Source organism: Paracoccus endophyticus, assembly GCF_003286075.1.
In the GTDB taxonomy this organism is placed as follows: Bacteria; Pseudomonadota; Alphaproteobacteria; order Rhodobacterales; family Rhodobacteraceae; genus Paracoccus; species Paracoccus endophyticus.
In genome coordinates this window covers 162215-181483 of the sequence record NZ_QLUV01000002.1, presented here as the reverse complement: position 1 = coordinate 181483, position 19269 = coordinate 162215, and the positions used below count along the sequence as shown (strand labels likewise).

General features: G+C 70.0%; 15 protein-coding genes. 8 read left to right on the top strand and 7 right to left on the bottom strand.

What is annotated here, in order from left to right; translation table 11 throughout:
• Positions 1-12: 12 nt before the first annotated feature.
• Together petA and DPQ23_RS04485 are read right to left on the bottom strand one after the other, a co-directional pair.
• Positions 13-585: a ubiquinol-cytochrome c reductase iron-sulfur subunit gene (gene petA / locus DPQ23_RS04490; RefSeq protein ID WP_112873489.1), complete on the bottom strand. Its 573-nt coding sequence runs from the start codon at positions 583-585 to the stop codon at positions 13-15.
• Between the two features lie 596 nt (positions 586-1181).
• Entirely contained in the window at positions 1182-2846 is a 1665-nt protein-coding gene (locus DPQ23_RS04485; RefSeq protein WP_112873488.1) for an MORN repeat-containing protein, read from the bottom strand.
• A gap of 216 nt (positions 2847-3062) precedes the next feature.
• Between DPQ23_RS04485 and DPQ23_RS04480 the strand changes: the two genes are divergently transcribed.
• Positions 3063-4721, top strand: a complete 1659-nt coding sequence (locus DPQ23_RS04480; protein ID WP_112873487.1) for an NAD+ synthase — start codon at positions 3063-3065, stop codon at positions 4719-4721.
• Between the two features lie 129 nt (positions 4722-4850).
• Here the strand turns inward: DPQ23_RS04480 and pncB are convergent, their stop codons facing one another.
• Positions 4851-6158 (bottom strand): nicotinate phosphoribosyltransferase, encoded by a 1308-nt coding sequence (gene pncB / locus DPQ23_RS04475; protein WP_170310757.1) that lies wholly within the window; start codon positions 6156-6158, stop codon positions 4851-4853.
• On the bottom strand, positions 6155-6748 hold the full coding sequence (gene pncA, locus DPQ23_RS04470; protein ID WP_112873486.1) for a bifunctional nicotinamidase/pyrazinamidase: 594 nt from the start codon (positions 6746-6748) through the stop codon (positions 6155-6157). The genes pncB and pncA overlap by 4 nt, the downstream gene beginning before the upstream one ends.
• A 79-nt stretch (positions 6749-6827) precedes the next feature.
• Here pncA and trhO point away from each other — a divergent pair, with 79 nt between their 5' ends.
• A complete protein-coding gene (trhO, locus tag DPQ23_RS04465) occupies positions 6828-7715 on the top strand; it encodes an oxygen-dependent tRNA uridine(34) hydroxylase TrhO (RefSeq protein ID WP_112873576.1) in 888 nt (295 codons plus the stop codon).
• Here the strand turns inward: trhO and DPQ23_RS04460 are convergent.
• Together DPQ23_RS04460 and DPQ23_RS04455 are read right to left on the bottom strand one after the other, a co-directional pair.
• A complete protein-coding gene (locus DPQ23_RS04460; protein WP_112873485.1) occupies positions 7707-8228 on the bottom strand; it encodes an HD domain-containing protein in 522 nt (173 codons plus the stop codon). The two genes, trhO and DPQ23_RS04460, sit on opposite strands and share 9 nt — an antisense overlap.
• Positions 8225-10507: an NADP-dependent malic enzyme gene (locus DPQ23_RS04455; protein WP_112873484.1), complete on the bottom strand. Its 2283-nt coding sequence runs from the start codon at positions 10505-10507 to the stop codon at positions 8225-8227. Before DPQ23_RS04455 ends, DPQ23_RS04460 begins: the two co-directional genes overlap by 4 nt.
• Before the next feature lie 118 nt (positions 10508-10625).
• Between DPQ23_RS04455 and pheS the strand changes: the two genes are divergently transcribed.
• The 6 genes from pheS to DPQ23_RS04435 all read left to right on the top strand — a co-directional run bounded on the left by pheS (position 10626) and on the right by DPQ23_RS04435 (position 18475).
• Positions 10626-11708: a phenylalanine--tRNA ligase subunit alpha gene (gene pheS / locus DPQ23_RS04450; protein ID WP_112873483.1), complete on the top strand. Its 1083-nt coding sequence runs from the start codon at positions 10626-10628 to the stop codon at positions 11706-11708.
• Positions 11709-12536, top strand: a complete 828-nt coding sequence (locus DPQ23_RS15335) for a hypothetical protein (protein ID WP_162630639.1) — start codon at positions 11709-11711, stop codon at positions 12534-12536.
• 18 nt (positions 12537-12554) lie between these two features.
• A complete protein-coding gene (locus DPQ23_RS15330) occupies positions 12555-12716 on the top strand; it encodes a hypothetical protein (RefSeq protein ID WP_162630638.1) in 162 nt (53 codons plus the stop codon).
• A 220-nt stretch (positions 12717-12936) separates the two neighbouring features.
• Entirely contained in the window at positions 12937-14307 is a 1371-nt protein-coding gene (locus DPQ23_RS04445) for an alanine/glycine:cation symporter family protein (RefSeq protein ID WP_112873482.1), read from the top strand.
• A 123-nt stretch (positions 14308-14430) separates the two neighbouring features.
• Positions 14431-16836: a phenylalanine--tRNA ligase subunit beta gene (gene pheT, locus DPQ23_RS04440; protein WP_112873481.1), complete on the top strand. Its 2406-nt coding sequence runs from the start codon at positions 14431-14433 to the stop codon at positions 16834-16836.
• A 43-nt stretch (positions 16837-16879) separates the two neighbouring features.
• Complete coding sequence (locus tag DPQ23_RS04435; RefSeq protein ID WP_112873480.1) at positions 16880-18475, top strand: GMC family oxidoreductase; 1596 nt, start codon at positions 16880-16882, stop codon at positions 18473-18475.
• Here the strand turns inward: DPQ23_RS04435 and DPQ23_RS04430 are convergent.
• Positions 18472-19185, bottom strand: coding sequence for a glutathione S-transferase C-terminal domain-containing protein (locus tag DPQ23_RS04430; RefSeq protein WP_112873479.1), 714 nt, complete (start codon positions 19183-19185; stop codon positions 18472-18474). The two genes, DPQ23_RS04435 and DPQ23_RS04430, sit on opposite strands and share 4 nt — an antisense overlap.
• Positions 19186-19269: the final 84 nt, after the last annotated feature.

The window sequence follows — 19269 nt, the reverse complement described above, 5'->3', positions numbered from 1 at the left end:
GCTCGCGTCTCCTCAGCCCAGCTGGATGGTGGTGTCGTTCACGAAGGACGCGACCGGAATTAGCAGGTTCTGCGGGGCCGGACCGCGGCGGATGCGGCCCGAGGCGTCATAGTGCGACCCGTGGCAGGGGCAGAACCAGCCGCCGAAGTCGCCCGCGCCGTCGCCGATCGGCACGCAGCCCAGGTGGGTGCAGACGCCGATCATCACCAGCCACTTGCCTTCCTCGTCCATGGTGCGGTTGGCATCCAGGGCCGGCTCGCCCGGCTTGTTGGCGTTCTCGGCGTCGGGGTCGATCAGCGCGGCGCCGTCGTCGGCGCGGGCGCGCTCGATTTCCTCGGCGGTGCGGTGGCGGATGAAGACGGGCTTGCCCAGCCACTTGACGGTCAGCTGCGTCCCTTCGGCGACCCCGCTGATGTCGACCTGGATCGACGACAGCGCCTGCACGTCGGCCGAGGGGTTCATCTGGTTGATGAGGGTCCAGGCTGCAGCCCCGGCCGCGACCGCGCCGGTGCCGGCGGTCGCGTAATAGAGGAAGTCCCTCCGGGTGGCGCCGTGGTCTCCTGCGTGATCGTCAGCGTGGGACACGGTGGTTCTCCAATTTCGTGGCCCTTCGGACGGGCCGGTACGACAGGTCAGGCCGAGCCTTTCGGCACGCCCTCGCAGGCGGGGTTCTAGCGATTGATATCCTGCCAGTCCAGCGGCCTGCCGCCTTTGGCCTGATGCATTTGGCCGCAGTGTGGAATTTGTGACGCGAGGCCCGACAGCCCCCCACAGGCGCGCGCGGGGCCGCGCCAGGGGTCCGGTCACGCCGCCTTGGGGCCGCGGGCGGGCGTCGGTCCCGGCAGGTGCCGGGCGCGGGCGGGGCCGGTGCGGGCAGCATCGCCGCCGCAAGGCACAGCAGCCACCCTGTTGCACGCTCGACCGCCTCATCGAGGCGCCCGGCCTGCGCGTTCACCGGCGCGGGGAGGACGATCCCGATGGCCCGCACCCTGCGCCCCCGCCTGTCCAGCGCCTTTGGCCAGAACCGTCGCGCGGTTGTCCAACCACCCCAGCGCCAGACGCATCGCCGATGGAATGGTGGCCAGAGGGATCGGGCTTGATGGGGCCCGCATGGCCCTGGCCCGGTCCCGTGGCCGCCCCGGACCCGGGCGACGAACGGATGACCGGATCACGGCTGGCGCTCAGCCCCCCGACGCCGGGGCGCTGGGGACGGGCCCGGCGGGCGCGTCGCCGTCCGACACAGGGGCGCCCGACGCGGCTGGTGCCGCGTCCCCGGCCACCGGATCGTCCCCCCCATCGCCCGGCGGGGCGGCCCCCGCATCGCCCGGCGGGGCATCGCCCGGCGGGGCGGCGGCCGAGGGGGCGGCGGCCGGCGGGGCGGCGGCCGAGGGGGCGGCGGCGGGCGGAGCGGCGGCCGGATCAACCGGCGGGGCGGCGCTTGCCGCGCCCTCGTCGTTCAGCCGGTCGTCGCGCCATTCGCCCTCGGCGACGCGGCCGCCGGCATAGGTCATCACCCCCTGCCCCTGCCGCTTGCCCCCCACGAAATGACCCTTGTAGACATCGCCGTTGGCATAGGTCGCCACGCCCTCGCCGTCGATCTCGCCCGCCGTCCAGCCGCCTTCATAGCGGAACCCGTCGGCGGTGGTCAGCACCCCCTGGCCCTGGCGCAGCCCGTCCACGAAACCGCCCCGATAGACGGTGCCGTCGGGATAGGTCGCGGTGCCCGTGCCGTGGCGCTGCCCGGCCTTCCAGTCCCCGTCATAGACATAGCCGTCGGGATAGGTCATGCGGCCCCGCCCCTCGTTGCGGGCGGCCTTGAAGTTGCCCTCATAGACCATGCCGTTGGCATAGGTGGCCCGGCCCGGCCCCTCGATCACGCCGCCGACCCAGCCGCCCTCGTAGGTCGCGCCGTCGGCATAGGTGATCTTGCCCGTGCCCTCGGGCTGGTCGGCCTTCAGCGTGCCCTCATAGACCGAGCCGTCGGGATAGGCGATGCGGCCCTGCCCCTCCATCCGGCCCTCGACCCACTCGCCCTGATAGACATAGCCGTCCACCCCGGTGAACACGCCCTGCCCGTGGCGCTTGTCGGCCCGGAAGCCGCCGTCATAGACGTCGCCGTTGGCATAGGTGGCCCGGCCCAGCCCCTCGCGCCGGTTGGCGCGCATCTGCCCCTCGTACACGTCGCCGTTGGCCTGGGTCAGCGTGCCCTGCCCCGACATCTGCCCGCCCGCCCACAGGCCGTCATAGACAAGACCGTCGGGCATTGTCAGCACGCCCTTGCCCGCCCGCATCCCCGCCAGCATCCCGCCCCGATAGACCGAGCCGTCGGGATAGGTGATCGTGCCCTGCCCCTCTTTCGCGCCCGCCACCCAGTCGCCGTCATAGCGATAGCCGTTCTGCTGGGTCAGCACGCCCTTGCCGTGGTGCAGCGCCTTCAGGAACCCGCCGCGATAGGTCGATCCGTTGGCATAGGTGGCGGTGCCGGTGCCGGTGATCTCGCCCTCCTGCCACTCGCCCTCGTAGCTGCCGCCATCGGCATAGGTGATCTTGCCCGTGCCATGCGGCTTGCCCCTGGCGAACTGCCCTTCATAGACAGACCCGTTGGGATAGGTCGCGCGGCCCTGCCCGCTGATCTCGCCGTCGATCCAGTCGCCCTCGTAGCGATAGCCCGAGGGCAGGGCATAGCTGCCGCGCCCGTGCTGGCGGCCGTTGCGGAACGTGCCTTCATAGACGCCGCCGTCGTCATACTGCTTGGTCACGACCGGCTGCGCCTGTCCCATCGTCGGCGCGGCCGCACCGGCCGCGAGCGCGAGGGCCACAGCGGCAGCCCGGATTGCGGGGTTCATCGCCTGAGCCTTCCCATTGCGCGGGACCGGCGCCCGCCTGCGGCCCCCCGTCTAACCCAGCGCCGGGGCCGACGCAAAGCCTGACGGCCCCCTGCCGCGCCCGCATCCCGCCGGGCGGCGGCGGATCGCCGGCATCTTTCCCTTGCCCCCGGCCGGCCCTATCGTTGCCCCGGCGCGCCTGACCCCCCGTCGCGCGACCCGCGCATGAGGCCCACGATGACCGACCGGTTCCGCCTGACCCTCGCCCAGCTGAACGCCACCGTGGGCGACCTGGACGGCAACGCCGCCAGGGCGCGCGACGCCTGGCAGCAGGCGCGCGCGGCCGGCGCGGACATGGTGGCCCTGCCCGAGATGTTCATCACCGGCTATCAGACCCAGGACCTGGTGCTGAAGCCCGCGTTCCTGCGCGACGCCATGGCCACGGTGCAGCGGCTGGCGGACGACTGCGCCGACGGCCCTGCGATCGGCATCGGCGGCCCCTGGTGCGAGGGGGACAAGCTGCACAACGCCTGGCTGGTCCTGCAGGGCGGGCACATCACGGCCCGCGTCTACAAGCACGAACTGCCGCACAAGGAGCTGTTCGACGAGCTGCGCCTGTTCGACCCCGGCCCGATCAGCGGCCCCTTTGCCGTCGCGGGCGTGCGCATCGGATCGCCCATCTGCGAGGATGCCTGGTGGCCGTCCGTGACCGAGACGCTGGCCGAGACGGGGGCCGAGATCCTGGTGGTGCCCAACGGCAGCCCCTATCACCGCGACAAGCTGGACCTGCGGATGGGCCACATGGTCGCCCGCGTGGTCGAAAGCGGGCTGCCGCTGGCCTATGTCAACATGGTCGGCGGACAGGACGATCAGGTCTATGACGGCGCGTCCTTCGTGCTGAACCCCGGCGGCCACAAGGTGGTGCAGCTGCCCGCCTTCGAGGAGGCGCTGGCCCATGTCGATTTCACCCGCACCCCCCAGGGCTGGCGGGCCGAGCCGGGCGCGATGGCGCCGCAGCCCGAGGCGTGGGAACAGGACTATCGCGCGATGGTGCTGGCGCTGTCGGACTATATGCGCAAGTCGGGGTTCCGCCGCGTGCTGCTGGGCCTGTCGGGGGGCATCGACAGCGCGCTGGTCGCCGCCATCGCCGCCGACGCGCTGGGGCCGGACAACGTGCGCGGCGTGCGGCTGCCGTCGGGCTATTCCAGCCGGCATTCGCTGGACGACGCGGCCGAGCTGGCGGCGCGGCTGGGCATCCGCATGGACACCGTCCCGATCAACGGGCCGGTCGATGCGGTGGCGCAGGCCCTGGCGCCGGTGATGGCCGGGACCGCCCCCGACCTGACCGAGGAGAACATCCAGTCCCGCCTGCGCGGGCTGCTGCTGATGGCGATGTCCAACAAGTTCGGCGAACTGCTGCTGACCACCGGCAACAAGTCCGAGGTCGCGGTCGGCTATGCGACCATCTACGGCGACATGGCGGGCGGCTACAACCCGATCAAGGACCTCTACAAGACGCGGGTGTTCCAGACCTGCCGCTGGCGCAACGAACACCACCGCGACTGGATGGCCGGGCCGGCGGGCGAGGTGATCCCGCCCGCGATCATCGACAAGCCGCCCTCGGCCGAGCTGCGCCCCGACCAGAAGGACGAGGATTCGCTGCCCCCCTATGACGTGCTGGACGCGATCCTGTACGGGCTGGTGGAACGCGACGCCTCGGTCGCGGATCTTGTCGCGCAGGGCCACGACCGCGAGACGGTCAAGCACGTGGAACGGCTGCTCTATGGCAGCGAATGGAAACGCTATCAGGCGGCGCCGGGGCCGCGCGTGTCGCCGCGGGCGTTCTGGCTGGACCGGCGCTATCCGCTGGTCAACAAGTGGCGCGACGAGGGCTGACGGCGCGATCCGAACCGCTCGCCCAGGCGCCGACGTTCGCCCACCGGCTGTTCGACGGGGCCGCCTGGCGCCAGCGGCCAGACGATGACGGCCGACCGCCCCGGCGCGGGCCGCCTGGCGCGCCAGCGGTCAGACGATCACCGTGGACTGCTGCTGGTCGCCCACGCCGAAGACGCGCTTGTAATGGGCGATCAGGTTGGCGGGGCCGGTCGCCTTGGTGGGGTTGTCCGACAGCTTGACCGTCGGCCTGCCGTTCGCCGCGACCGCCTTGCACACCAGCGAGAACGGGGCCAGCCCGTCGCCGGGCACCAGCCCGCGAAAGTCGTTGGTCAGCAGCGTGCCCCAGCCGAAGCTGACCTTGACCCGGCCGTGAAAGCGCCGGAACAGCGCGGCGATCTGGGCCACGTCCAGCCCGTCCGAAAAGATGACCCGCTTTTGCGTCGGGTCCTCGCCGCGCGATGTCCACCAGTCGATCGCGTATTCCGTCATGGCGACGGGATCGCCGCTGTCCACGCGGATGCCCGTCCAGCCCGCCAGCCAGTCGGGCGCCCCCGACAGGAACCCCGGCGTGCCGTAGGTGTCGGGCAGGATGATCCGCAGATTGCCCTCGTGTTCCTCGTGCCAGTCGGCCAGCACCTTGTAGGGGGCCTGGCGCAGCGCCTCGTCGCTGTCGGCCAGCGCGGCGTAGACCATCGGCAGCTCATGCGCGTTGGTGCCGATCGCCTCGATGTCGCGGCGCATGGCGATCAGGCAGTTCGACGTGCCGGTGAACCGCTCGCCCAAGCCCTCGATCAGGGCCTGGACGCACCAGTCCTGCCACAGGAAGGAATGGCGCCGGCGGGTGCCGAAGTCGGCGATCTTCAGGTCCGGGCCCAGCGGGCGCAGCGCCTCGATCTTTTCCCAGATGCGGGTCATGGCGCGGGCATACAGGACCTGAAGCTCGAACCGGCCCAGATCCTTCAGCACGGCGCGGGACCGCAGTTCCATGATGACGGCGAGGGCGGGGATCTCCCACAGCATGACCTCGGGCCAGCGCCCCTCGAAGGTCAGCTCGTACTGGCCGTCGCGGCGTTCCAGGTGATAGGGCGGCAGGCGCAGCCCCTCGAGGAACTCCATGAAGTCGGGGCGGAACATCTGGCGCTTGCCGTAGAAGGTGTTGCCCCGCAGCCAGGTGCTTTCGCCGCGGCTCAGAGACAGATCGCGCACATGGTCCAGCTGCTCGCGCAGCTCGCCCTCGTCGATCAGATCGGCCAGGCGGATGGATTTCGTGCGGTTGATCAGGCTGAAGGTGACGGTCACGTCCGGCCGGTTGCGCAGCACCGACTGGCACATCAGCAGCTTGTAGAAGTCGGTGTCGATCAGCGACCGGACGATCGGGTCGATCTTCCACTTGTGGTTGTAGACGCGGGTGGCGATGTCGATGGTCGGGATCATCATGCCAGATGCACCCCGGCCGCGCGCATCGCCGCCTGCGCCGCCGCGCGCGAGCCGTCGAGGTCGATGGCGCGGGTCGCCTTTTCGATGACGGTGGCGCGGAACCCCAGCCGGGCCGCGTCGATGGCCGACCACGCGACGCAGAAATCATGGGCAAGGCCGACGAATGTCAGGTCGCGCAGGTCCCGCTCGCGCAGGTATCCCGCCAGCCCGGTGGGGGTGGTGCGGTCGTTCTCGTGGAAGGCCGAGTAGCTGTCGATCTGCGGGCGGAACCCCTTGCGGACCACCAGGTCGGCCACGTCCACCGCCAGCCCGGGATGGAACGCCGCGCCGGGCGAGCCGATCACGCAATGGCGCGGCCACAGCACCTGCGGGCCGTAGGGCATCTGCACGGTCGCATAGGGGTCGCGGCCGGGATGCGCGTCGGCAAAGCTGGAATGGTCGTGGGGGTGCCAGTCCTGGGTCAGCACCACGGCGTCGAAATCGGGCATCAGGTCGTTGACCGCGTCCACGATCTGATCCCCGCCGGGCACGGCCAGCGCGCCGCCGGGACAGAAATCGACCTGCAGGTCAACGACGATCAAGGCCCGCATGGTTTTCCCCCCTGTGATGGGCGGACCCTAGGAACGTCAGGCGGTTGCGTCAATGTCGCGCCGCCGCTATGGCCCCGCCATGCTGACCGTCGCCGCGCTGTACCATTTCGCCCCCCTGCCCGACCCCGCCGCCCGGCGCGGGCCGCTGCTGGCCGCCTGCGCCGCGGCAGGCGTGCGCGGCACGCTGATCCTGGCGGCCGAGGGCGTGAACGGCACCATCGCCGGACCGCCCGACGGGATCGCCGCGGTGCTGGCGCATCTGCGCGGCCGGCCGGGGTTCGCCGCGCTGCGCTGCAAGGAAAGCGGCGCGGACGCCATGCCCTTTGGCCGCATGAAGGTCCGCGTCAAGGCCGAGATCGTGACGATGGGCCAGCCCGGCGTAGACCCGGCGGCACGTGCCGGCGCGCGGGTCGCGCCCGCCGACTGGAACGCCCTGATCTCTGCGCCCGACGTGGCGGTGATCGACACCCGCAACGATTACGAGGTGGCGATCGGCACGTTCCGCGGCGCCGTCGATCCGGGCACGCGGTCTTTTCGCGACTTTCCCGCATGGTGGCGCGCCAATGCCGGCCGCTTTGCCGGCCAGCGCATCGCGATGTTCTGCACCGGGGGCATCCGCTGCGAGAAATCGACCAACTTCCTGCTGGCCGAGGGCGTGCCCGAGGTGTTCCACCTGGACGGCGGGGTGCTGAAATACCTTGAGGACGTGCCCGAGGGCGACAGCCTGTGGGACGGCGCCTGCTTTGTCTTCGACCGTCGCGTCAGCCTGACCCACGGGCTTGCCCCCGGCGGGCATCTGCTGTGCCACGCCTGCCGCCGCCCGCTTGCGCCCGCCCACACGGCACGGCCCGAGTACGAGGAGGGCGTCGCCTGTCACCTGTGCGCGGACGACTACACCGACGCCGACCGCGCCCGCTTTCGCGAGCGCCAGCGGCAGGTCGCGCGGGGCGAGCTGTTTTCAGGCTGAGCCGAGGGAGGCGAAGATCTCGGGCCAGTCCGGCGGCGCGTCGCTGACCCGTTCGGCAAAGCGCAGCATCGCCGCAAAGTCGGGTTGCTTTCGGATGACCGAGAAAAAGCGCGGCTGCGGGTCGATGCCGACGCGGCCCAGGGTAAAGCGATCAGCGTCGAAGCAGGCGCCGACAAGCGGCTGGTCCGGCCGGGGCGCGCCGCCGTTGTGATGCCGGCACGCCTCGGCCACCAGGTCCGCGCGCGACGGTCCCAGCAGCGCAGGCAGCACCGTGCTGCCCCGCGCCACGCGCGCCGCGGCCGCGCCGTGCAGGGGATCGCGGGTTTCGCTGACCCGGCGGCAGTCGTGCAGCACCGCAAAGGCCACGCAGATGTCGGCCGCCACCCGCGCGTCGGCCCGGGCGATCCGCAGGCCGACCGCGGCCACCGCGCGCCAGTGCCGTTCGCCGTGGGCGGCCGAGGCGCGCAGGGCCGAGCCCTGCCGCGCCTCGGCCAGCAGCTCGGGCCAGCTCACCTTGCCTGTCCCAGCCGGCCCGCGGCAATCGCGGCCATGTTCAGGATGTCGCTGACGGTCGAGTTGGTGGCGCAGATCTGGATGGGCTTCGGCACGCCGGTCAGGATCGGGCCGATCACCGTGGCGCAGGCCAGTTCCTGCATCAGCTTGACGCTGATCGAGGCGGAATGGCGCGCCGGCACCACCAGCACGTTGGCGGGGCCGGTCAGGCGGCTGAAGGGATATTTCGCCGCCTGGTCGGGGTTCAGGGCCACGTCCGCGGTCATCTCGCCCTCGTATTCGAAATCGGCGCCGCGCCGGTCCAGCACGCGGGCGGCATCGGCCATCTTGGTCGCCCGCTCGCTGACCGGATAGCCGAAGGTGGAAAACGACAGGAACGCCACCCGCGGGTCCAGCCCCAGGCCGCGGGCCACATGGGCGCCGCGGGTGGCGATCAGGGCCAGGTCCTCGGCCTCGGGCCATTCGTGGACCAGCGTGTCGCCGATCAGCACGATCCGCCCGCGGTGCAGGACCGCGGTGATGCCGACCGCGCCGTCCTGCGGGCGCACGTCGAAAACCTGCCCGATCTGGGCCAGCACATGGGGCGCCTTGCGCGTCGCCCCCGTCACCAGCCCGTCGCCATGCCCATGCGCCAGCATCAGCGCGGCAAAGACGTGCCGGTCGCGGCGGACCAGCTTGGCCGCATCCTCGCGGTCCACGCCCTGACGTTGCAGCCGCCGATACAGGAAATCGTGATAGTCCCCGAAATGCGCCGTGTTGCCCGAGTTGACCACGGCCAGTTCCCGCACCGCGTCCCCCAGGCCCGCAAGGGTCAGCTTTTCGGCCACGTCCGCCTCGCGCCCGACCACCAGCGCCTGGCCCATGCCGCCGCGCTGCCAGGCGACGGCGGCGCGCAGGATGCGCGGGTCGTCGCCCTCGGCAAAGATCATGCGCGCCTGCGCAGCCCGTGCCCGGGCATGAAGGCCCTGCATGATCGTGGCGGTCGGGTCCATCCGCGCCTTCAGCGACTGGACATAGGCGTCCATGTCGATGATCGGACGGCGCGCCACGCCCGTATCCATGCCGGCGCGCGCGACCGCCGGGGGCACCACGTGGATCAGCCGGGGGTCGAAGGGCGTGGGGATGATATAGTCGCGCCCGAAGGTCAGCTTGCGCCCATAGGCCACCGCGACCTCGTCGGGCACGTCCTCGCGCGCCAGTTGCGCCAGCGCGCGGGCGCAGGCGATCTTCATCTCGTCGTTGATGGCGCGGGCGTGGATGTCCAGCGCGCCACGGAACAGATAGGGAAAGCCCAGCACGTTGTTGACCTGGTTGGGATAATCCGACCGCCCGGTGGCGACGATGGCGTCGGGGCGGACCTCGTGCGCCTCCTCGGGGGTGATCTCGGGGTCGGGGTTGGCCATGGCGAAGATGACCGGGTTCGGGGCCATCGACTGCACCATCGCCTGCGTTACCGCGCCCTTGGCCGACACGCCCAGGAACACGTCGGCCCCGCGCATCGCGTCGGCCAGCGTGCGGGCGTCGGTGTCGGCGGCATGGGCCGATTTCCACTGGTTCATGCCCTCGGTCCGGCCCTTCCAGATCACGCCCTTGGTGTCGGCCATGATGCAGTTGTCGTGCCGCGCCCCCATCGCCTTCAGCAGTTCAAGGCAGGCGATCCCCGCCGCCCCCGCGCCGTTCAGCACGATCCGGCAGTCCTCGATCCGCTTGCCCGACAGTTCCAGCGCATTCAGCAGGCCCGCCGCGCAGATCACCGCCGTCCCGTGCTGGTCGTCATGGAAGACGGGGATGTCCATCAGCTCCTTCAGCCGGCTTTCGATGATGAAGCATTCGGGCGCCTTGATGTCTTCCAGGTTGATGCCGCCGAAGGTCGGCCCCATCAGGCGCACGGCCTGGATGATCTCGTCGGGGTCCTCGGTGTCCAGCTCGATGTCGATGGCGTTCACGTCGGCAAAGCGCTTGAACAGCACCGCCTTGCCCTCCATCACCGGCTTCGAGGCCAGCGCGCCGAGGTTGCCGAGGCCGAGGATCGCCGTCCCGTTCGAGATCACCGCGACCAGGTTGCCCTTGGTGGTATAGTCATAGGCCAGTTCCGGGCGCGCGGCGATCGCCTCGACCGGGACGGCGACGCCGGGGGAATAGGCCAGGCTCAGGTCGCGCTGGGTGGCCATCGGGGTGGACGGCACCACGTCGATCTTGCCCGGCCGCGGCTCCAGGTGATAGGCCAGCGCCTCTTCGGCCGTGATGCGCGACGTGCGCGGCGCGTTGCTGTCGGTCATGCGTCCCCCCGTTTTGGCAACTGTATGCACCCACGGCCCGCCGCAGCAACAGCCGCGGCGCTGGAACGGCCAGCGCCCGCGTGCTAAGGGCTGCCGCGCATTTTCCCGCGAGGCCCCCATGACCGATCCCGACCGCTTGCGTTCCACCTGGCTTGCCCGCGTCGCCGAGGCCGAGGGCGTCGCCGCGCTGGAGGAGGTGCGCCTGGCCGCCCTGGGGAAAAAGGGCGAGATCGCGCTGATGATGCGCGAACTGGGCCGCATGACCCCCGAGGAGCGGCAGACCACCGGCGCCGCCCTCAACCGCCTGAAGGACGAGATCGACGCCGCGCTGCGCGCCCGCAAGCTGGCGCTTGAGGACGCGGCGCTGGACGCGCGCCTGGCGGGCGAGTGGCTGGACGTCACCCTGCCCGGCCGCCCGCGTCCGCAGGGGACGATCCACCCCGTGTCTCAGGTCATGGACGAGGTGACGGCGATCTTTGCCGACATGGGGTTTTCCGTGGCCGAGGGGCCGCAGGTCGAGAGCGACTGGTTCAACTTCGACGCGCTGAACATCCCGCCCGAACACCCCGCGCGGCAGGAACACGACACGTTCTTCATGGCCCGCGCGACAGGCGACACCCGCCCGCCCCATGTGCTGCGCACCCACACCTCGCCCGTCCAGATCCGCGCCATGCAGGCGCAGGGCGCGCCGATCCGCGTGATCGCGCCGGGCCGCGTCTATCGCATGGACATGGACCAGACCCACACGCCCATGTTCCACCAGGTCGAGGGGCTGGCGATCGGGAAGGACATTTCCATGGCCAACCTGAAATGGACGCTGGAGGAATTCTGCCGCGCCTTCTTCGAGGTCGATCAGGTCGAACTGCGCTTCCGCGCCTCGCATTTCCCCTTCACCGAGCCGTCCGCCGAGGTGGACATCCGCTGCGACTGGTCGGGCGGGCAGCTGAAGATCGGGCAGGGGGAAAGCTGGCTGGAAATCCTGGGGTCGGGCATGGTCCATCCCAAGGTGCTGGAGGCCGGGGGGATCGACCCCGCCGAGTGGCAGGGCTTTGCCTTCGGCATGGGCATCGACCGGATTGCCATGCTGAAATACGGGATTCCCGATCTGCGCGCGTTCTTCGAGAGCGATTTGCGCTGGCTGCGGCATTACGGGTTTGCGGCGGGGGATGTGCCGTCGGTGAGTGGGGGGTTAAGCAGATAAATGGCTGAGGTACATGCATCGGCTGATAGTGAAGTCAAACTTACTGATCCTGCACGGGAGATAGTCCAACTTTTAAATGGATTGCGGCAAGGCGAGACACATCTCCCCGGGGGAGAGTTCCTAGGACAACACTTCGACGTTGAGCCTTGGACTCCTGATTTCTATCGGATACTTACTGCTATAATTGAGCGCATTGATGAGCTGCGATCTCTGGTTCGACTGGTGCAGATAGATGACGATCACCAAAGCGACCTGCTGGCGGCAATTGACGAGATCCAACTTGCGTTTAGTCATTCTGGATTCGCGCATCCTTGGGTAAATTTTGGCCTGAACCAGATATCACAGACAAATATCGCCCTCCTTCGAGGACTATCCCCGCCACTTCGTCAGGTTTTTTCATATCGAAGAATCTCAGACGATGAACGAATCGAGCTGATCGACATGGTTGCGCAGCTTTCGTCTTGGCTGAAGGAGCGGCAACTTTCAGAGCAAGATTTCTTAAGAGAGGCCCTACTTACTGGGTTGGCGTCACTTGAATTTAGATTGTCAATGTTTCCCTTTTTTGGTCATCGATATACGCTTCAATCTTTGCAAGATACCGTTGCGGCCTACATGGCGCTAGAGCGAAACTTTCCTGATCTTAAGAATAATCCTGACGCAGAGGCGGTGCTGAATAAGACAGAAACTGTGATAAAGGACGTATATGCGAAGCTGCGGTCTGCCAAAGAACTATGGGAAATTTCAGACTGGCTGCTCAAGGTATATGGAGCGACGACTCTGGCGATCACGACTGCCCGCCCAGTTATTGCTCTGCTGACTGGTCCATGACTCTACGGACACTGCCACATGAAACTCACCCTCTCCTGGCTCCGTCGCCATCTCGACACCACGGCGACCCTGACCGAGATCACCGACGCGCTGACCGACCTCGGGCTCGAGATTGAGGAGGTCGTCGATCTTGCCGCGGGGCTTTCCTCCTTCACCCTCGCGCGGATCGCGCAGAGCTAGCCGCATCCCGAGACCTGTCGGCTGCGAGTGGAGGCCCGCAGGAACGAGAATCCCGCCACGTTCCGCGCCCCACAGACGCGGGACCGACCCTCTCCTGACACCCTGCCCACCCCCGCCCGCTGGCGATCCGTCGCGTCGGCATGGCAGATCGCCCTTCCCTCTCGACATCGTGACCGTTGCCAAGGCAACCTGCCCGCCAATCACGCAGAGGGGGGACAGGATGGGCGGCATCCACGACTTTTTCACATGGCTCAACGGCATCGTCTGGGGCGTGCCGATGATCGTGCTGATCCTCGGCACCGGGCTTTACCTGCAGATCCGGCTGCGCTTCATGCCGCTGCGCAAGATCGGCTACGGCTTCCGCATGGTCTGGCAAAGCCGCCGGCCCGACAGCGAGGCGGACGGCGAGATCTCGCCCTATGCCGCGCTGATGACGGCGCTGTCGGCGACCGTGGGCACCGGCAACATCGCCGGCGTCGCCACCGCCATCGCGCTGGGTGGCCCCGGCGCGGTGTTCTGGATGTGGATGACGGCATTCGTCGGCATGGCCACGAAATACGCCGAGGTCGTGGTCGCCGTGCAATACCGCCAGCTTGACGACCAGGGCGAACACGCGGGCGGCCCGATGTATGCGATCAAGAACGGCCTCGGGCGGCGCTGGGGCTGGCTCGGCACGGCGTTCGCGCTGTTCGGCGGGCTGGCGGGCTTTGGCATCGGCAACATGGTGCAGTCCAACAGCATCGCCGAGGCGATGGGCAACGCCTTCGGCCTGCCCAGCTGGATCACCGGCGTGGTGCTGACGGTGCTGACCGCGGCGGTCGTTCTGGGCGGCATCCGCCGCATCGGCGCGGTGGCCGAACGGCTCGTCCCGGCGATGGCGGTCGGCTATATCCTGGCGGTGCTGGTGGTGCTGGCGGTCAACATCCAGGCGGTGCCCGCGGCCTTCATGACCATCATCACCTCGGCCTTTACCCCCACGGCGGCGACCGGCGGGTTCATCGGGGCCAGCGTGCTGGCCGGCATCCAGCGCGGCGTCGCCCGCGGCATCTTCTCGAACGAGGCGGGCCTGGGCACCGCGGGGATCGCCCAGGCGGCGGGGGCCACCCGCGACCCGGTCTATTCCGGGATGATCGGGATGATGGGCACCTTCATCGACACCATCGTCATCTGCACGATGACCGCGCTGGCGATCATGGTGACGGGCGTCTGGACCTCGGGCGCGACCGGCGCGGTGCTGTCGGCCTCGGCGTTCGAGCAGGCGATGCCGGGCGTGGGCGAGGAGATCCTGGCGATCCTGCTGGCGGTCTTTGCCTTCACCACCATCCTCGGCTGGGCCTTCTACGCCGAGAAATGCTGGGAGTTCCTGGCCGGCTCGGTGGTCGAGACGCCGTTCCGCCTCTTGTGGGTGGCGGCGGTGTTCCTGGGCACGGTGGTGTCGCTGGATTTCGCCTGGCTGATCGCGGACACGCTGAACGCGATGATGGCGATCCCGAACCTGATCTCGCTGCTGCTGCTGTCGCCGGTCATCATCAAGCTGACAAACGAATACCTGGCGCAGGGCGGCCATCACGTGCCGGACGCCCCGCGCTGACGCGATTCCACTGCGCGGCCCCGTTGCGGGCCGCGCAGGCTTGACCCCGCGCGCGCGGGACGGTTCAAGGCGACAGCCGCCCCGCCCCCAGGGCCCGGGGCACCCGGAACCCGAGGCGCTGCGATGAAATTCACCCTTTCCTGGCTTCGTGACCATCTCGACACCACGGCGACGCTGGCCGAGATCACCGAGGCGCTGACCGACCTGGGCCTCGAGGTCGAGGAGGTCGCCGACCCCGCGGCGAAGCTGGCGCCCTTCACCCTGGCGCGGATCGAACACGCCGAGCAGCACCCCGATGCCGACCGGCTGCGGGTCTGCCGCGTGCTGACCGACCAGGGCGAAAAGCAGATCGTCTGCGGGGCGCCCAACGCGCGGGCGGGGATCACGGTCGTTCTGGCCAAGCCCGGCGACTACGTCCCCGGCATCGACACGACCCTGGGCGTGGGCAAGATCCGCGGCGTCGAATCGCACGGCATGATGGCGTCCGAGCGCGAGCTGGAGCTGTCCGAGGAGCATGACGGCATCATCGAGCTGCCCTCGGGGACGGTCGGGCAGCGCTTTGTGGACTGGCTGGCGGACAATGCGCCCGACAGGATCGACCCGGTGATCGAGATCAAGATCACACCAAATCGCCCCGATGCGCTGGGCGTGCGCGGCATCGCGCGCGATCTGGCGGCGCGGGGCTTGGGGGTGCTGAAGCCGCTGATCGTGGCCCCGGTGCCCGGCGGGTTCGACAGCCCCATCGGCGTGACCATCGCGGCGCAGGCGGCGGCGCGGGCCCCGCATTTCACCGGCCGGCTGATCCGGGGGGTGACGAACGGCCCCAGCCCCGACTGGCTGCAACGGCGGCTGCGGGCGATCGGGCTGCGGCCGATCTCGGCCCTGGTGGACATCACCAACCTGTTCACCTTTGACCTGAACCGTCCGCTGCATGTGTTCGATGCGGGCAAGGTGTCGGGCGATCTGGTCGTGCGCGGCGCGCAACCCGGCGAAACCCTGCTGGCGCTGGACGGCAAGGCGTATGACCTGCGGCCCGGCGACCTGGTGATCGCCGACGCCCGCGGCCCCGAAAGCCTTGCCGGGATCATGGGGGGCGAGGCGTCAGGCGTCACCGCCGAGACGACCGACGTGTTCCTGGAAAGCGCCTGGTGGCAGCCCATCGGCATCGCCGCCACGGGCCGCGCGCTGCGGATCAGCAGCGATGCGCGCTATCGGTTCGAGCGCGGCGTGGACCCGGCCTTCACCCGGCCGGGGCTGGAGCTTGCCACCCGGATGATCCTGGACCTGTGCGGGGGCGAGGCCAGCCGCGTGGTCGAGGCGGGCGCCGTGCCGGACACCGGGCGCGCCTATCGGCTGGACCCCGCGCGGACGGCCAGCCTTGTGGGCATGGACATCCCCGAGGCGCAGCAGCGCGCCACGCTTCAGGCGCTGGGGTTCCGGCTGGAGGACGACATGGCCCATGTGCCCAGCTGGCGCCCCGACGTGCAGGGCGAGGCCGATCTGGTCGAGGAAATCGCCCGCATCGCCAGCCTGTCGCGCCTGCAGGGCCAGCCCCTGCCGCGCCCGCGCGCGGGCGTGCCGCAGCCGGTCCTGACCCCCCTGCAGCGCCGCGAATCCGCCGCGCGGCGGACGGCGGCCGCCCTGGGCTACAACGAGTGCGTGACCTACAGCTTCATCGACCAGTCCTCGGCCGCGCTGTTCGGCGGCGGCTCGGACGCGGTGCGGATCGAGAACCCGATCTCGTCCGAGATGACCCATCTGCGCCCCGACCTGCTGCCCGGCCTGCTGGCGGCGGCGGCCCGCAACCAGGCGCGCGGCTTTGCCGATCTGGCGCTGTTCGAGGTGGGCCCGGTCTTTGCCGGCGGCGAGCCGGGCGAACAGGCGGTGCAACTGTCCGGCCTGCTGGTCGGGGCCTTTGCCGCGCGCGATCCGCATGGCTCTCGCCGCACCGTGGACATCTTTGACGCCCGCGCGGACGCCGAGGCGATCCTGTCGGCCGCGGGCGCCCCCGCCCGCGCCCAGATCGACCGCAAGCTGGACGGCTGGTGGCATCCGGGGCGCGCAGGCAACATCGCGCTGGGCCCGAACCGGCTGGCCACCTTCGGCGAGGTGCATCCGCGCGTCCTGCGGGCGCTGGACGTCAAGGGGCCGGCGGTGGCCTTCACCGTACATCTGGCCAAGGTGCCGCTGCCCAAGGTCCGGACGCCCACCCGCCCGGCGCTGGCGATCAGCGACCTGCAGGCGGTGGACCGCGACTTTGCCTTCGTGGTGGACGAGCGGGTCGAGGCGCTGGCGATCGTCAACGCGGCGCAGGGGGCCGACAAGGCGTTGATCGAAAGCGTCCGCGTCTTCGACCAGTTCACGGGCGAGAAGGCGCAGGCGCAGATGGGACCGGGCAAGAAATCGGTGGCGATCACCGCGCGCCTGCAACCGCGCGACAAGACCCTGACCGACAAGGACATCGAGGCGGTCGCCGCGAAGATCGTGGACAAGGTCGCCAAGGCCACGGGCGGCACCCTGCGGACCTGACGTCAGGCTGGCGTCGTGACGGCGCGGTGCTAGCCTGCCGGGCATGAGGTTCGATCATGTCATCGTCGGCGGCGGCTCGGCCGGCTGCGTCCTGGCCGCCCGACTGTCCGAGGACGCGGGCACCTCCGTCTGCCTGATCGAGGCGGGCGGCGGCGGCGACGGCCCGCTGGTCCGCATCCCCGGCGGGACGGCGGGGATGGTGTCGGGACTGCCGCGGATCAACAACTGGGCGTTCCACACGACCCCGCAGCCGGGCCTGGGCGGTCGGCGCGGGTTCCAGCCGCGCGGGCGGTGCCTGGGCGGGTCATCGGCGATCAATGCCATGCTGTATGTGCGGGGGGTGCCCCGCGACTATGACGAATGGGCGGATCTGGGGGCCGAGGGCTGGGACTGGCATTCGGTCCTGCCGTATTTCCTGCGGGCCGAATCGAACGGGCGCGGGGCCAGTGCCCTGCATGGCGCGGACGGGCCGTTGCACGTGTCCGACCAGCGCGCGCCCGCCGCGATCTCGCTGGCCTTCGTCGAGGCCTGCGCGGCCGCGGGCCACCCCCGCAACGACGACATCAACGGACCCGTGCAGGAGGGCGCGGGCCTGTATCAGGTCACGCAGTTTCATTCCGGCCCGCGCCGGGGCGAACGTTGCTCGGCCGCGGCGGCCTATCTGTTCCCGGTCCGCCACCGTCCGAACCTGACCGTGCTGACGCGCACCCCGGTGGACCGGATCATCGTGGAAGACGGCCGCGCCGCCGCGGTCGTCACCCGGTGCGGCCGCCGGATCGAGGCCACGCGCGAGGTCATCCTGTCGGCAGGCGCCTTCGGCTCGCCGCATCTGCTGATGCTGTCGGGGATCGGCCCGGCCGATCACCTGCGCGCCCACGGCATCGCGGTCCGGTGCGACCTGCCGGGCGTGGGGGCCAACCTGCAGGACCACCTGGACCATGTGCTGGGCTTCCGGTCGCCGCGCCGCGACGTGATCGGGCTGAACCCGCGGGCGCTGCTGCGGCTGGCGCTGGCCGGGCGCGGCTGGCGGCGGGACCGGGGCGGGCTGTGGTCCACCCCCTATGCCGAGGGCGCGGCCTTCCTGAGGTCCCGCCCGGACCTGACCGTCCCCGACCTGCAAATCCATTTCGTCATCGGCATCGTCGATCGGCACATGCGCCGGATGCATCTGGCGGATGGCTGGTCGGCCCATGTCTGCCTGCTGCGGCCGGACAGCCGGGGGACGGTGCGGCTGGCCTCGGTGGACCCTGCACGCGCGCCGCTGATCGACCCCGGTTTCCTGTCCGATCCGCGCGATGCCGCGGCGATGGTCCGGGCGGTGCGGGTGCTGGCGGACATCCTGGCCCAGCCGCCGCTGGACCCGTGGCGGGGCAGGCCCCTGTGGCCCCATGACGGCAGCGACGCGGCCATCCTGGCCGACATCCGGGCGCGGGCGGACACGATCTATCACCCGGTCGGCACCTGCCGGATGGGACAGGACGATCTGGCCGTCACCGACCCGCAGCTGCGGGTGCGCGGGGTGGGCGGGCTGCGGGTGGTGGACGCCTCGGTGATGCCGCGGCTGATCGGCGGCAACACCAATGCGCCCACGATCATGATCGCCGAACGCGCCGCCGACCTGATCCGCGGCCGGGCCTAGGCGTCGGGCGCGGCCGGGATCGTCAGCCCCCGTGCGACCGCGGGCCGCGCCATGAAGGCATCGAGCCATCGGGCGATGTTGCGGAAATCGTCCAGGCCCACCATGTCGTGGGCCTCGTACCCGGTCCGCAGGTTGCGCACCCAGGGTCCGATGGCGATGTCGGCGATGGAATACTCGCCCGCGATCCAGTCCTGCCCGTCCAGCTGGCGGTCGATCACGCCCAGCAGGCGCCTCGCCTCGTTGACGTAACGGGTCAGCGGGCGCTTGTCCTCGATCTCGCGGCCCTTGTAGCGGTGAAAAAAGCCGATCTGGCCGAACATCGGCCCGACGCCGCCCATCTGGAACATCAGCCACTGGATCGTGCGATAGCGCGCGGCCCCGTCGGGCGGCAGGAAGCGGCCGGTCTTGTCGGCCAGATAGATCAGGATCGCGCCGGATTCCCACAGCCCCATCGGCTGCCCGTCCGGCCCGTTCGGGTCGATGATCGCGGGGATCTTGTGGTTGGGGTTCAGCGACAGGAACTCGGGCGTCATCTGATCCTCGGGGTCGCCGATGCTGATGCGGTGGACGTCATAGTCGAGGCCGCATTCCTCGAGCATGATCGACGCCTTGACCCCGTTCGGCGTGGGCAGGCTGTAAAGCTGGATCACGTCCGGGCGCTGCGGGGGCCAGCGGCGGGTGATCGGGAACGAGGACAGATCGGCGGGCATGGGCTTTCCTTCGGCTGCCGCAAGGGCGGAAAAACTGTCGCCCTCCAACGGGCCGGACCGAACCGGCGCGGCAGAGGAGGGCAG

Excerpts from the sequence above, each read along its gene's own strand:
- DPQ23_RS04485 (WP_112873488.1), bottom strand. The coding sequence starts at position 2,846 with ATGAACCCCGCAATCCGGGCTGCCGCTGTGGCCCTCGCGCTCGCGGCC.
- DPQ23_RS04435 (WP_112873480.1), top strand. The coding sequence starts at position 16,880 with ATGAGGTTCGATCATGTCATCGTCGGCGGCGGCTCGGCCGGCTGCGTC.
- DPQ23_RS15335 (WP_162630639.1), top strand. The coding sequence starts at position 11,709 with ATGGCTGAGGTACATGCATCGGCTGATAGTGAAGTCAAACTTACTGAT.
- DPQ23_RS04480 (WP_112873487.1), top strand. The coding sequence starts at position 3,063 with ATGACCGACCGGTTCCGCCTGACCCTCGCCCAGCTGAACGCCACCGTG.
- DPQ23_RS04455 (WP_112873484.1), bottom strand. The coding sequence starts at position 10,507 with ATGACCGACAGCAACGCGCCGCGCACGTCGCGCATCACGGCCGAAGAG.
- DPQ23_RS15330 (WP_162630638.1), top strand. The coding sequence starts at position 12,555 with ATGAAACTCACCCTCTCCTGGCTCCGTCGCCATCTCGACACCACGGCG.
- pncA (WP_112873486.1), bottom strand. The coding sequence starts at position 6,748 with ATGCGGGCCTTGATCGTCGTTGACCTGCAGGTCGATTTCTGTCCCGGC.
- pncB (WP_170310757.1), bottom strand. The coding sequence starts at position 6,158 with ATGATGATCCCGACCATCGACATCGCCACCCGCGTCTACAACCACAAG.
- pheT (WP_112873481.1), top strand. The coding sequence starts at position 14,431 with ATGAAATTCACCCTTTCCTGGCTTCGTGACCATCTCGACACCACGGCG.
- DPQ23_RS04445 (WP_112873482.1), top strand. The coding sequence starts at position 12,937 with ATGGGCGGCATCCACGACTTTTTCACATGGCTCAACGGCATCGTCTGG.
- pheS (WP_112873483.1), top strand. The coding sequence starts at position 10,626 with ATGACCGATCCCGACCGCTTGCGTTCCACCTGGCTTGCCCGCGTCGCC.
- DPQ23_RS04430 (WP_112873479.1), bottom strand. The coding sequence starts at position 19,185 with ATGCCCGCCGATCTGTCCTCGTTCCCGATCACCCGCCGCTGGCCCCCG.
- trhO (WP_112873576.1), top strand. The coding sequence starts at position 6,828 with ATGCTGACCGTCGCCGCGCTGTACCATTTCGCCCCCCTGCCCGACCCC.